Source organism: Peiella sedimenti (genome assembly GCF_030504955.1).
Classification (GTDB): domain Bacteria; phylum Pseudomonadota; class Alphaproteobacteria; order Caulobacterales; family Caulobacteraceae; genus Brevundimonas; species Brevundimonas sedimenti.
On record NZ_JAUKTR010000003.1, the window covers coordinates 434,738 to 446,914 of the forward strand.

Here is a 12,177-nt window from a genome sequence, read left to right on the forward strand (position 1 = left end):
GGCCGCTACACTTCTTGGCTTCTTGAGGCATGACACAGATGCACCTTCCGTCAAAGGCGATCGGGCTTATCGCGCTCATTGGGGCGTCGCCCGCCCTTGCTCAGTCGGCGCCTGCCTCGCCCGAAGCGGCCATCGTCATCGAGATCGAGCGCTGCCGTCAGGTTATGGATCCGGTGCAGCGGCTCGCCTGTTTCGACGCCGCCGCCGCCTCGCTCAGCGCCGCCACCCAGTCTGGCGAGGTGGTGGTCATGGATCGGGCCCGTATCCAGGAAACGAACCGGCGGCTGTTCGGCCTGTCGGTGGATGTGGGCTCCATCTTTCGACGCGAGGGCGCGCCGGAGCCGGAGCAGCTGACCGAGATCACCTCGGCCCTCGTCTCGGCGGCGCGCAACGGCCAGGACGATTGGGTCTTCACGCTGGAGGACGCTTCGGTCTGGCGCCAGATCGACAACGAGCGCCTTCGCACCACGCCGCGCCAGGGTGATACGATCCGCGTGCGCCGCGCCGGCTTCGGCAGCTACTTCCTCAATGTAAACGACCAGCGGGCCTTGCGGGTCGAGCGCATCCGCTGAGCCGGCGCCTAGCGGTCCTTGGGGTCGATGGCGTCGCGCAGGCCGTCGCCGATGAAGTTGAAGCTCATGAGCGTCAGGATCATCGCCCCCGCCGGGAAGACCAGGCTCCACCAGGCGATCTCCATGTCGCGCGCGCCCTGACTGATCAGGGTGCCCAGGGACGTCAGCGGCTCCTGCACGCCCATGCCGAGGAAGCTGAGGAAGCTCTCCACCAGGATCACGGTGGGAATGGTCAGGGTCACATAGACCACCACCGGACCCAGCAGGTTGGGCACGATGTGCCGTGCGATGATGGCCATGGGGCCGAGGCCCGCCGCCCGCGCCGCCTCGACGAACTCCTTCTGTTTCAGGGACATGGTCTGGCCGCGCACGATGCGCGCCATGGTCAGCCACTCGACCGCCCCGATGGCGGCGAAGATCAGTATGAAGCTGCGCCCGAAGGTCACCATCAGGAGGATGACGAAGAAGATGAAGGGCAGGGAGTAGAGCACGTCGACGAAGCGCATCATCAGCTCGTCAACCTTGCCGCCGGCATAGCCCGCCACGGCGCCCCAGATGACCCCGATGACCAGGGACACGGCCGTGGCCACCACGCCCACCGCCAGCGAGACCCGCAGGCCGATCAGCAGGCGCGCCAGTAGATCCCGCCCCAGCGAGTCGGTGCCCAACACGAAACCGGCTTCGCCGGGCGAGGCCCAGACGTTGTCGCGATTCAGGTGGCTGTAGTCGTTCGGCAGCAGATAGGGGCCGATCAGGGCGGCCAGCACCATGACCGCCAGGATGATCATGCCGGTCACGGCGGCCTTATTGCGGAACAGGCGGCGGCGCGCGTCATCCCACAGGCTCCGGCCCTTCACCGCCTCCATGGCGCGGGCGTTGGCGTCGGACCCGATGGCGTATTTGCGTGCCGTCATGACAGGCGCACCCTGGGATCAAGCAGGGCGGTCAGAAGGTCCGCCACAAGGTTCAGCACGATGATCAGCGCGCCGTAGAGGATCACCACCCCCATCACGACCGGATAGTCGCGCTGCAGCGCGCCGATGATGAACGAGCGGCCGAGGCCCGGCAGCTGAAAGATTTCCTCGATCACCAGCGAACCGGTGATCACCCCCGCGCAGGCCGGCCCCAGATAGGCAACCAGCGGCAGGATCGCCCCCCGCAGGGCGTGGCGGGTGACGATGGTCCATTCCGACAGACCCTTGGCCCTTGCCGTCCGCACATAGTTCGACCTCAGCACCTCGACCATGCCGGCCCGCGTGAGGCGCGAGATGATGGCGATCTGCGGCAGGGACAGCACGATGACCGGCAGCACCATGTTGGGCAGGGCGCCGTCATTCCAGCCGCCCGAGGGCAGACCCCAGTCCACCGCCTTGCCCAACAGCAACAGCAGGGGCGCGGTGACGAAGGTGGGCACGCATACGCCGAGGATCGCTATGGCCGTCACGGAATAGTCCGCCGGCGTGTTCTGGCGAAGCGCCGCCAGGCTGCCCAGGGTGACGCCCACCCCCATCGCCAGAATCAGGGCCGACAGGCCGATCTTCAGCGAGACGGGGAAGCCTTCCTTGATGAAGTCCAGAACCGTCTTGTCCTGGTACTTCATGGACGGGCCGAAATCGCCGGTGACCACATTGCCCAGGTATTCGACGTATTGAACCGGCAGCGGCTTATCGAGACCGAAGCGCGCCTCCATAGCAGCCACCACTTCCGGGGGCAGGATGCGGTCGGTGTCGAACGGGCCGCCCGGCGCCGCGCGCATCAGGAAGAAGGCCAGGGTGATGACCACCAGCAGGGTGGGAATGGCCACCAGCAGGCGTCGGAACAGGAATCTCAGCATCCGGCGAAACTCGGCATCGGCCCATCCGCGATACGCCGCACAACTGCGGCGGGCTTGCACGCCGGACCCTTCCACTGCACCTGTCAGGTGTCAACGTAAGGAGAGGCCCATGGCCGATATCCGCCGCATCACCGACCATTTCTGGGCCGCGCCCCAGTTGTCTCCGTCCGATCTTGCGGAAATCGCTCGACAAGGCGCGGTGCTGATCATCAACAATCGCCCCGAGGGCGAGTCTCCGGACCAACCGCCGGGCGCCGAGATCGAGGAGGCGGCGCGCGCAGCCGGACTCGACTATGCCGCCGTGCCCATCACCGGCCGACCCACCCCAGACCAGGTCCAGGCTGTCGCCGTGCTGCTCGAAGGCGCCGAGGGGCCTGTATTGGGCTTCTGCCGCACTGGCACCCGCTCGACCATGGCCTGGGCGGGCGTCCAGATCGCCGCGGGCCGCCATCGCGACGCCGTCCTGGCCGAGGCGGCCCAGTGCGGTTACGACCTGTCAGCCGTCCTCTAGCGGTCGATGGCGATGCGGGCGGCGTAGGGGACCGGCTCGGGCGTGCAGGAGGCGACGACCAGCTGCGCTGCCATGAGACACAGGATCGCCACGGCGACGGGCTGGAGCCGTTTTGAGACGAAAAGGGCGGTGGAAATGGCCATGATCGGGACTCCGGGCGAACTCTTGAGCCCACGGCGCAAGGGCCGCGCCGCTCAGGCGGCACAGCCGTGAGCATCCCCTTCGTCCGTCGCGACGAGCTTCCCTATGGGGTGCTAGAGACCCTCTCGCCCCTGATCGGTCGCGTCACCTGCCGCAACCCCGGACCGTTTACGTACACCGGCACGGGGACCTACATCGTCGGCGGCGATACGGTGGCGGTCCTCGATCCGGGCCCACCTGATCCGGCGCATCTTGCGGCGCTTCTGAGGGCGCTGGAGGGCCGGCGCGTCAGCCATATCCTGATCACCCACACCCATCTTGATCACTCGCCCCTGGCTCGGCCCCTCGCCCGGGCCACTGGCGCGCCCGTGCTGGCCGCGCCGCCGCCCCAAGGTCATGACCTGGCCAGCGCCGAGGAGGCCTATGACGAGGCCTTCCAGCCAGATCAGTTGCTTGAGGACGGCGACCGCGTGTCGGGCCCAGGCTGGACCCTGCGCACGCTGGCGACGCCAGGCCACGCCTCGAACCACCTGTGCTTCGCCCTGGAGGAGGAGAACGCCCTCTTCAGCGGCGATCACATCATGGGATGGTCCACGACCGTCGTGGCGCCGCCCGACGGCGACATGGGCGCCTACATCTCCAGTCTCGAGCGGGTCATGGCCAAGGGGTTCGAAACCCTCTGGCCCACACACGGTCCTCCGGTCCGCGAGGTTCAACCTTTCCTGAAGGCCTATCTGGATCACCGGCTTACGCGGGAGACCCAGGTTCTAGAGCGCCTGCACGCCGGAGACGCCACCGTCGCCGAGATGGTGCCCGTTCTCTATGCCCAGGTGGACCGGCGTCTTTGGCCGGCCGCATCCCTCTCCGTGCTGGCTCACCTCAAGCGGCTCACGGAGCTGAACCAGGCCGCTTGCGACGGAAAGCTGTCCCTAGCCGCCCGCTTCCGCCCGCTCGGCTAGTTCGCGGGTCACCCGCGTCAGCAGGCGGCAGGCGTCGCCCTGATCGTGACGGTCCTCGCGGCCGATGACGCGAACATCCGTGCGGCCTGGCCGGATACGGACGATCACATCCCGGGTGAAGCCGAACCACATGCCTTCCTTGATCCCCTCCACCCGCCAGGGGGCGGAGGACACGACACGGACCCCGGCATCCCGCAGGGCGCCGGCGGCGCTTTCGGGAGCGAGCTGGCTCATCACCGGCCGTGGCCCACGACAGGTCTCGGCGTCCACTTCGGCCACGCGCCTTCCAGCCCAGGGCGCGCCGAACTCGGCGCCGATCACGGGGTCATTCTCCACCGGCGTGGAGGCGCTGCCGCGTTCCCGCTGGATCAACGACGAAGGCTGCGGCGGTTCATCCCAGTCGGTAGCGGCTTCATGCACCGGCGGCAGCGACTGCCGCGCGCGCCAACCCTGGACGAACACAACCAGCGTCGCAGCCGCCAGCCCAAAGGCCACCAGAGCCCAGCCCCATCGAGCCCGCGGCGCCTTCAGCATCAGGATCACGGCCACAACGGCTGCCGCCGCGCCCAGCCAGGACAGCCACCAGGCGGCGGTCCACACCCACAACTCCCAGGCCGTTCGCCAATCCAGGGCGCCCATGCGCACCGCCACGACCGCCACCGCCACGATCAGCGGCGACAATGCGGCCAGCGCCGCCAGCAGCGGCAGCGGTCCTGAGCTCTGTTCCGGCTTCGGCATCTGCGAGCCCTCTAGCCCTGGAATCGGTAGTCCTTGAAACGTTCGCGCAGAATCTTCTTGTCGATCTTGCCTGTGGCGCCCAGCGGAATTTCGTCCACGAACTCAACAGCGTCCGGCATCCACCACTTGGCGATCTTACCCTGTAGGTGGTCCAGGAACTCCTGCGGCTGAGCCGTCTGACCTTCGTGCAGCTTGACCAGCAGCAGGGGCCGCTCGTCCCACTTCGGATGCGGGGCGCCGATCACGGCCGCCAGCGCCACCTTGGGGTGGCCGACGGCGATGTTCTCGATGTCGATGGAGCTGATCCACTCGCCGCCGGACTTGATGACGTCCTTGGCGCGGTCGGTGATCTGCATGTACCCGCGGCCGTCGATGGTGGCCACGTCGCCGGTGTCAAAATAGCCTTCGTTATCAAGGATGTCGCCGCCCACGTTCTTGAAGTAGCGCGCGGCCACGGTTGGACCCTTCACCATCAGCCGGCCGAAGGTCTGGCCGTCATGCGGCAGGGTCTGGCCCTCATCGTTCTTCAGCTTCAGGTCGATGCCCAGGGGTGGGCGGCCCTGCTTGACGCGGTGCTGCACCTGCTCCTCGAACGGCAGGTGTGCGTACTCGTGGTTCATGTTGCCGATGGTGCCGACGGGCGAGGTCTCGGTCATGCCCCAGCCCTGCACCACCTCGACGCCGTACTCGTCATGGAAAATGCGGATCATGGCCTCGGGCACGGCGGAGCCGCCGATCAGGACCTTCTTCAGGGTCGAAAGCTTGGCGCCGGTCTGGCGGAGGTGCAGCAATAGGCCTTGCCAGACCGTCGGCACCGCCGCGGAATAGGTGACGCCCTCGGTCTCCAGCAGTTCGTGGATCGAGGCGCCGTCCATCCTGGCGCCCGGCATGACCAGCTTGGCGCCGACGGCCGGGGCGCTGAAAGCCAGACCCCAGGCATTGGCGTGGAACATCGGCACCACCGCCAGGATCACATCCTTGCTGGAGGCGCCCATGACGTCGGCCTGCAAGGTGATTAGCGTGTGCAGAAAGTTCGACCGGTGCGAGTACAGGACACCCTTGGGATCGCCGGTCGTGCCAGAGGTGTAGCAGAGCCCGCAGGCTGTCTCCTCTGAGAAGCCGCCCCAGGCGCAGTCCGCCGAAGCGTCGGCCAGCAGGGCCTCGTAGCACTCGGCGCGCGGCAGCTTGCAGACCGGCATGGTCAGTTCGTCCGTCATCACCACGACCCGCTCGACGGTCGGGCAGTGGGGCAGAACCGCCTCGAGCAGAGGCACGAAGGTCAGATCGGTGAAGATGACCCGGTCCTCGGCGTGGTTGATGATGTAGGCCAGTTGCTCGGGGAACAGGCGTGGGTTCAGCGTGTGACAGACCGCGCCGATGCCCATGATGCCGTACCAGGCCTCCATGTGGCGGCCGGTGTTCCAGGCCAGGGTGGCGATGCGATCGCCGGTCTTGATCCCCCAACCCTTCAGCACGTTCGACACGCGCTTGGCCCTGTCGTGGATCTCCGCATAGGTCGTGCGCACCAGCGGTCCTTCGACCGAGCGCGTCACCACCTCACGCGCGCCGTTCCAGCGTTTGGCGTGGTCTAGGATCCGGTCGACCGTAAGCGGCCAGTCCTGCATCAAACCCTGCATGCGCGCCCTCATTTCTCCATGCGTTCCGCCCCCGCTGACAAACCTATGCCGGGGATCGCTTTTTGGAAACGGCGCCGTAACGTCAGCTTTGACGCAGAAGACCGGCTGGGCCACAAGCCCGCCCCATGCAGCACCTGCTCATCGGCATCGTCGGCGGCTCCGGCTCGGGCAAGACCACCCTGGCGCGGCGCCTGGCCGCGCGCCTGGGCTCCCGAGCCGCGGTGCTGGGCGAGGACGCCTATTATTTCGACCTGCCCGAGGGCGTGGACCCCGCCCATTGGGACTTCGACGACGTGAAGACGCGGGATCACGCGAGGCTTGCCGCCGATCTCGGACGGCTGAAGGCCGGAGAGACCATCCAGGCTCCGCGCTACGACTTCGTCCACCATCGCCGTCTGCCCTGGAGCGACGAGATCGCTCCGGCCGAGGTCATTATCGTCGAGGGGTTGCACCTGCTGTGCACGCCAGAGGTAGCGGACCTGTTCGACCTTAGGGTGTTTGTGGACGCTCCGGCGGACATCCGCTTCATCCGGCGCCTCTTGCGGGACCAGGCTGAGCGCGGCCGCTCGGTCCAATCCGTAACCGAGCAGTATCTGGAGACGGTCCGGCCCGCCTATCTGCGCCAGATAGAGCCCTGTCGAAATCTGACGGACGTCGTGATCCACGACAAAGGGAACAGCGTACGATTCCCAGACCCCGCCCATGTGGACGCGCTGTTGGCCGCCGTGCTGGCGCATCCACTGGTGGCGGGCAAGGTGGGTCTGGATTGAGAACGGCTTGTCTGTACCTCGGACTCCTAAGTAACATTACGCCGTTTTAACGATCAGCTGACCGTCGCATCCTCCCTCCCATGACCGCCCACGCCGCCTTCGAGGACGTCCGGCGCCAGGACATCCTGCGCACGGCGCGGCGCAAATTCACGCACGAAGGCTACGGCGCCACCGGCATGGAGGCGATCGCCAGGGACGCCTCTGTCTCGACCGCCACCCTCTACCAGTTCTTCGCCAGCAAGGCGGATCTCTTCCAGGCCGTCATCGAGGACGCCGCGCTCGAGTTCGAAGAGCGCATGAATGCGGTTCAGGCGCTGGACGGAGACGCGGGCGCGCGCATCACCCATTTCGCGCGACTGTACGGCCGGTTCATGGGCGACCCCTTCGTTCTGTCCATTTTCCGGCTTGTGGTGGCCGAGCGCCCCCGCTTCGACGGCATGGCGGCGCATTATTACGAGCGAGGTCGCGCGCGCATCGGCAGCGCCTTGGTGCGCGCCATCAAAGAGCTGGAGGCGTCGGGTCAGTTGAAGACGCCAAAGCCCTCCTGGGCGGCAGGGCAGCTGCTCGGCATGATCGAACACCCGCTGTTCTTCGTGCCGTTGGTCGTGGGAGAGGGGGGGCGCTCGACGCGCGCGGTCGAGGACATCTGCGACGAGGCGGCCGAGACCTTCCTGGCGCGCTACGCCACGCCTCAGGGATAGAGCCGCCGCCGGGTCCAGGGCCTGTCCAGCCCTTCGCGCGTGAACTGCAGCCGGTCGTGCAGGCGGAAGGGCCGGTCGCGCCAGAACTCCATCTGCAGGGGGCGGATACGCCAGCCTGTCCACTGCGGGGGTCGGGGCACGTCGCCCGTCAGGTATTTGGCCGCGTACCTGGCGATGCGTCGCTCCAGCTCGAAACGGCCCTCCAGCGGGCGCGACTGGTCGGACGCCCAGGCGCCGATGCGGCTGTCCCGCGCCCGCTCGGCGAAATAGGCGTCGGCCTCCTCCGGCGTCACCGGCTCGACGGGTCCGCGCACCCGCACCTGGCGGCGCAGCGACTTCCAGTGAAAGAGCAGGGCCGCCTGAGCATTGACGGCCAGCTGCAGGCCCTTGGCGCTCTCGGCGTTGGAGTAGAAGACGAAGCCCGCCGGATCCACGTTCTTCAGCAGCACCATGCGGCAGTCCGGCAGGCCGTCGGCGCCGCTGGTGGCCAGGGCCATGGCGTTAGGGTCGTTCGGCTCGGTCCGGCGCGCCTCGGCCAGCCATTCGACGAACAGCCCCATCGGATCGTCGCGGCCGAAGATCGCTTCGTCGGCGTTGGCGTCGTGCGCCTTGGCATAGTCATCGGCCGAGGGGCTGGGCGGGATCACGGACTTGACCATGACCCCGCCTATAGCGCCCAGCGGGCCTGGCGTCAGGCTCGGGTCAGGCTTTTTCAGCGGCGTAGTTGCCGGTCTCGGCGCTCAGCCGGTTCACCTGCTCGATGATCTCGGGCGTGATGTTCTCGAAATCCTCCATGCCGAAGATGGGCCTGATCTGAACGCCGGTGTGGAAGCCATCGGTGTTGGGCACCCGCTTGGCCCACTCCACAGCCTGTTCGACGCTGTCGACCTGCCAGATCCAGAAGCCCGCCACGATCTCCTTGGCCTCGGTGAAGGGTCCGTCGACCACCATGGGCGCCTTGTCGCCGTCGAACAGCACGCGCTTGCCGTACTTGGTCGGTTTCAGGCCCTCGCCCGCCAGCATGACGCCGGCCCGGGTCAGCTCTTCGTTGAAGGCCATCATCTCGCGCATCAGCGCCTCCGAGGGCTGGGCCTCGGACTCGGTGTGACGGTTGCCTTCCATGATCACCATGACGCGCATGAGTCTTATCTCCTCTTCCTTCCAGCCGTTGTTTATCGGCCCTGCGCCCCAAGGTCGAACAGCGGCTCGGCGGCCCGACAATTCCGCGAAGATTTTTGTGGTGAAGCCGCGATTAACCCCGTCTTGACCCTCGCTGCGGTGAAGCTGGGGCCATGCTCGCGGCGCCTGACCTCCTCAACGACGCCCGCGCCCGGCTGGGCGTGGACGGCGCCGCGACGCCCGAAGACCTGGCGCGCGCCTTCCGTCTGGCGGTCAAGCGGGTCCATCCCGACGCCGGGGGCGATCCGGCCGATTTCCACCGCATGGTCGAGGCCTATCGCCTTCTCCTGGCCGCCTCGGCGCCCATTGCGGAGCAGCCTGTCGAGATTCTCAGCCTCAGCCCGCGCCAGGCCCTCTTCGGCGATGCAGACCTGGGGCTGCCGCCCGGCCTGCGCCAGGGCGATCGGGTGCGGTTGAAAGGCTCGGTGCTGCCGGTGCGCATCATCGCCGAGGACGGCCTGTGGGTGCTGGGCGATGACCTGTGGCTGGTCACCAGCGCCGCGCCTTCCGAGCTGGCGCGCGGCGGCCGCCGCCGCCTGATTACCCCCTTTGGTCCGCGTGAGGTCTGGGTCCCACCCACGGAGGGCGACGCCGCTCGCCTGCGCCTGCCGGGGCTCGGCCTGCCCGCCGCTGGCGCCCGGCCCCAGGGCGACTTGATGGCCGTCATCGAGGCAGACCCCGCCCAAGAGCGCGCGCCGGTCAGCCGCGCCCGTCTGCACGCCTTCCGCCAGACCTGGGCCGCCGCCTAGCCCCAGCGCCGGGGCCGGGCTATCGATGCGGCCATGTCGCACAACACCTTCGGCCACCTGTTCCGCGTCACCACCTGGGGCGAGAGCCACGGCCCGGCCATCGGCTGCGTCATCGACGGGTGTCCACCGGGGCTGACGTTCGACGCCGAGGCGCTTCAGAGCGCCCTGGACCGCAGGAAACCTGGCGGTTCGCGCTTCGTCACCCAGCGCCGCGAAAGCGATGCGGCCGAGGTGCTGTCGGGCGTGTTCGAGGGGGTGACCACCGGCCATCCCATCTCGATCCTGATCCGAAATGAGGACGCGCGGTCGAAGGACTATGATGAGATCGCGGGGGCCTTTCGGCCCGGCCACGCGGACTTTGCCTGGCAGGCCAAGTACGGGGTGCGCGACTGGCGGGGCGGCGGACGCTCCTCGGCGCGGGAGACCGCCGCGCGCGTGGCGGCGGGCGCCGTGGCCCAGATGGTGTTGGGACCGGATGTCCGGGCGATCGCCTCGGTGACCCAGATCGGGTCCAGCCGCATCGACCCGGCGCGGTTCGACGCCCGGGAGATCAGCCGCAATCCCTTCTTCTGCGCCGATGCGGAGACGGCGAAGGGCTGGGAAGCGCTGCTGGATCAGACGCGCAAGGCGGGCTCGTCGCTGGGGGCGGTGGTCGACCTTTCTGTGGACGGTGTGCCTGCGGGCTGGGGCGCGCCGGTCTATGGCAAGCTGGACGCTGAACTGGCCGCCGCGCTGATGTCCATCAACGCCGCCAAGGGGGTGGAGATCGGGGCCGGCTTCGGCGCGGCGGAACTGTGTGGCGAAGAGAACGCCGACGAGATCCGGATAGGCGAGGACGGGCGGCCGGTCTTCCTCTCCAACCATGCTGGCGGCGTGCTGGGCGGGGTATCGACGGGTCAGCCCCTGACGGCGCGCGTGGCCTTCAAGCCCACCTCGTCGATCCTGACGCCGCGCCGCTCCATCGATGCGGGGGGCAAGGAGGTGGAGCTGCGCACCAAGGGCCGCCACGACCCCTGCGTGGGCATCCGCGCCGTGCCGGTGGTGGAGGCCATGGCCCTGTGCGTGCTGGCTGACGCCAAGCTGCGCCACCGGGGTCAAATGGGATGACCGTAACCGAGTCTGTTGCATTACCAGATCGCATGCCTATCTGAGGCGAAATCCTCAGGGAGACACCCATGATCGACATCCGGCCCTTCAACAGCCTCGGCGGCGCCGACCACGGCTGGCTGAAGGCGAAGCACCACTTCTCCTTCGCCAACTACCATGACCCCAGCCGCATGGGCTGGGGCGCATTGCGCGTCTGGAACGACGACGAGATCGCGGCCAAGTCCGGCTTTCCTCCGCACCCGCACGCCGACATGGAGATCATCACCTATGTCCGCACGGGGGCCATCACCCACCAGGACTCCATGGGCAACCAGGGCCGCACCGGCGCCGGCGACGTCCAGGTGATGAGCGCGGGCACTGGCGTGCGCCACGCCGAGTACAATCTCGAGGACGAGACGACGACCCTGTTCCAGATCTGGATCCAGACGGACCGGCCGGGCGCGCAACCCTCGTGGGGCGCGAAGCCCTTCCCCAAGGCCGACCGCTCCGGCGCTTGGGCGATCCTGGCCAGCGGCCGGGATGGCGATGCCAAAGGTGACGACGGCGCCCTGCCCATCAACACCGACGCCCGCGTGCTGGGCGCGACGCTTAAGGCCGGCGAGAGCCTGGACTACGACCTGACCGGCCGCCGTGGTTATCTGGTGCCGGCGACCGGCGCGGTCGAGATCAACGGCGTCAGGGCGAACGCTCGCGACGGCGCGGCCATCGCCGAGGTCGACCACATAACCGTCCGCGCCCTTGAGGATGCTGAGTTGGTCATGGTGGACTGCCGCTAGGCGGGGACGCGCCCCTGCGCGGTTTGGCGTCATGGTCCGGTTAACCTTCCCCCGCTAGCACAGGCGGGACCGGAGACCTGATCATGACGCCGACCGCCCGCCGCCTCGCCATCGCCGCCGCTCTCATGGCCATGACCCCCGCGCTTTCAGGGTGCCTGGTGGGCGCCGCCGCCGGCGTGGCCGGGGCCGTCGTAGGGGCGGGGGTCAGCGCCACCGGCGCGGTGGTGGGCGCGGGCGTTGACGCCGTCACCACATCGGACGCCGAGACCATGCGCAAGGAGCGCCGCGCCTGCGAGCGCCGCGTCCGCGACGGCTCGCGCGAGGACTGCCGCCGTTACCGGACCGACGACTGAGCAGCCCCTCCCCGCCTTCGGCAGGGACGAGACACGGCTGATCGCCCCCGCGCCTTTGGCTGCGGAGTTGGGGTGGAGAGGCGGCGGAGCGCCGGGCCTTCGCCCGGTGGTCTCGTTATAGGTGGTACCGGGTTCGGCTGGGGCCGCCGC

At 68.2% G+C, this 12,177-nt stretch carries 16 protein-coding genes; 9 read left to right on the forward strand and 7 right to left on the reverse strand.

What is annotated here, in order from left to right; genetic code table 11:
- The first annotated feature begins 38 nt into the window (after positions 1 to 38).
- Positions 39 to 572 carry a hypothetical protein gene (locus tag Q0812_RS09595; RefSeq protein WP_302110101.1) on the forward strand — a complete coding sequence of 178 codons (534 nt, stop codon included), beginning with the start codon at positions 39 to 41 and terminating at the stop codon, positions 570 to 572.
- A gap of 8 nt (positions 573 to 580) precedes the next feature.
- Here the strand turns inward: Q0812_RS09595 and Q0812_RS09600 are convergent, their stop codons facing one another.
- On the reverse strand, positions 581 to 1,486 hold the full coding sequence (locus tag Q0812_RS09600) for an ABC transporter permease (protein WP_302110102.1): 906 nt from the start codon (positions 1,484 to 1,486) through the stop codon (positions 581 to 583).
- Positions 1,483 to 2,406, reverse strand: a complete 924-nt coding sequence (gene oppB / locus Q0812_RS09605) for an oligopeptide ABC transporter permease OppB (protein ID WP_302110103.1) — start codon at positions 2,404 to 2,406, stop codon at positions 1,483 to 1,485. Before oppB ends, Q0812_RS09600 begins: the two co-directional genes overlap by 4 nt.
- Positions 2,407 to 2,515: 109 nt before the next feature.
- Here oppB and Q0812_RS09610 point away from each other — a divergent pair, with 109 nt between their 5' ends.
- The gene (locus Q0812_RS09610; RefSeq protein ID WP_302110104.1) at positions 2,516 to 2,917 is read left to right on the forward strand and encodes a TIGR01244 family sulfur transferase; all 402 of its coding nucleotides are present in this window, start codon (positions 2,516 to 2,518) and stop codon (positions 2,915 to 2,917) included.
- Here Q0812_RS09610 and Q0812_RS09615 read toward each other — a convergent pair.
- The gene (locus Q0812_RS09615; protein ID WP_302110105.1) at positions 2,914 to 3,060 is read right to left on the reverse strand and encodes a hypothetical protein; all 147 of its coding nucleotides are present in this window, start codon (positions 3,058 to 3,060) and stop codon (positions 2,914 to 2,916) included. The genes Q0812_RS09610 and Q0812_RS09615 overlap by 4 nt on opposite strands.
- 66 nt (positions 3,061 to 3,126) lie before the next feature.
- Between Q0812_RS09615 and Q0812_RS09620 the strand changes: the two genes are divergently transcribed.
- On the forward strand, positions 3,127 to 4,017 hold the full coding sequence (locus Q0812_RS09620) for an MBL fold metallo-hydrolase (protein ID WP_302110106.1): 891 nt from the start codon (positions 3,127 to 3,129) through the stop codon (positions 4,015 to 4,017).
- Here the strand turns inward: Q0812_RS09620 and Q0812_RS09625 are convergent.
- Together Q0812_RS09625 and Q0812_RS09630 are read right to left on the reverse strand one after the other, a co-directional pair.
- Positions 3,988 to 4,755 (reverse strand): DUF1499 domain-containing protein, encoded by a 768-nt coding sequence (locus tag Q0812_RS09625; RefSeq protein WP_302110107.1) that lies wholly within the window; start codon positions 4,753 to 4,755, stop codon positions 3,988 to 3,990. The two genes, Q0812_RS09620 and Q0812_RS09625, sit on opposite strands and share 30 nt — an antisense overlap.
- A gap of 11 nt (positions 4,756 to 4,766) precedes the next feature.
- Complete coding sequence (locus Q0812_RS09630) at positions 4,767 to 6,392, reverse strand: long-chain-fatty-acid--CoA ligase (RefSeq protein ID WP_302110108.1); 1,626 nt, start codon at positions 6,390 to 6,392, stop codon at positions 4,767 to 4,769.
- A gap of 125 nt (positions 6,393 to 6,517) precedes the next feature.
- Between Q0812_RS09630 and Q0812_RS09635 the strand changes: the two genes are divergently transcribed.
- Both Q0812_RS09635 and Q0812_RS09640 read left to right on the forward strand, forming a co-directional pair.
- Positions 6,518 to 7,162, forward strand: coding sequence for an AAA family ATPase (locus Q0812_RS09635; RefSeq protein ID WP_302110109.1), 645 nt, complete (start codon positions 6,518 to 6,520; stop codon positions 7,160 to 7,162).
- Positions 7,163 to 7,242: 80 nt separating this feature from the next.
- Positions 7,243 to 7,863 (forward strand): TetR/AcrR family transcriptional regulator, encoded by a 621-nt coding sequence (locus Q0812_RS09640; RefSeq protein ID WP_302110110.1) that lies wholly within the window; start codon positions 7,243 to 7,245, stop codon positions 7,861 to 7,863.
- On the opposite strand, the gene pdxH is transcribed toward Q0812_RS09640, so the two are convergent.
- A complete protein-coding gene (pdxH, locus tag Q0812_RS09645) occupies positions 7,854 to 8,522 on the reverse strand; it encodes a pyridoxamine 5'-phosphate oxidase (protein ID WP_302110111.1) in 669 nt (222 codons plus the stop codon). The two genes, Q0812_RS09640 and pdxH, sit on opposite strands and share 10 nt — an antisense overlap.
- 43 nt (positions 8,523 to 8,565) lie before the next feature.
- Positions 8,566 to 9,003: a YciI family protein gene (locus tag Q0812_RS09650; RefSeq protein ID WP_302110112.1), complete on the reverse strand. Its 438-nt coding sequence runs from the start codon at positions 9,001 to 9,003 to the stop codon at positions 8,566 to 8,568.
- Between the two features lie 152 nt (positions 9,004 to 9,155).
- Between Q0812_RS09650 and Q0812_RS09655 the strand changes: the two genes are divergently transcribed.
- The 4 genes from Q0812_RS09655 to Q0812_RS09670 all read left to right on the forward strand — a co-directional run bounded on the left by Q0812_RS09655 (position 9,156) and on the right by Q0812_RS09670 (position 12,027).
- Positions 9,156 to 9,791, forward strand: a complete 636-nt coding sequence (locus Q0812_RS09655; RefSeq protein ID WP_302110113.1) for a J domain-containing protein — start codon at positions 9,156 to 9,158, stop codon at positions 9,789 to 9,791.
- A gap of 33 nt (positions 9,792 to 9,824) precedes the next feature.
- A complete protein-coding gene (aroC, locus tag Q0812_RS09660; RefSeq protein ID WP_302110114.1) occupies positions 9,825 to 10,898 on the forward strand; it encodes a chorismate synthase in 1,074 nt (357 codons plus the stop codon).
- Positions 10,899 to 10,966: 68 nt separating this feature from the next.
- Positions 10,967 to 11,674: a pirin family protein gene (locus tag Q0812_RS09665; protein WP_302110115.1), complete on the forward strand. Its 708-nt coding sequence runs from the start codon at positions 10,967 to 10,969 to the stop codon at positions 11,672 to 11,674.
- Positions 11,675 to 11,757: 83 nt separating this feature from the next.
- Positions 11,758 to 12,027: a hypothetical protein gene (locus Q0812_RS09670; RefSeq protein WP_302110116.1), complete on the forward strand. Its 270-nt coding sequence runs from the start codon at positions 11,758 to 11,760 to the stop codon at positions 12,025 to 12,027.
- Positions 12,028 to 12,177: the final 150 nt, after the last annotated feature.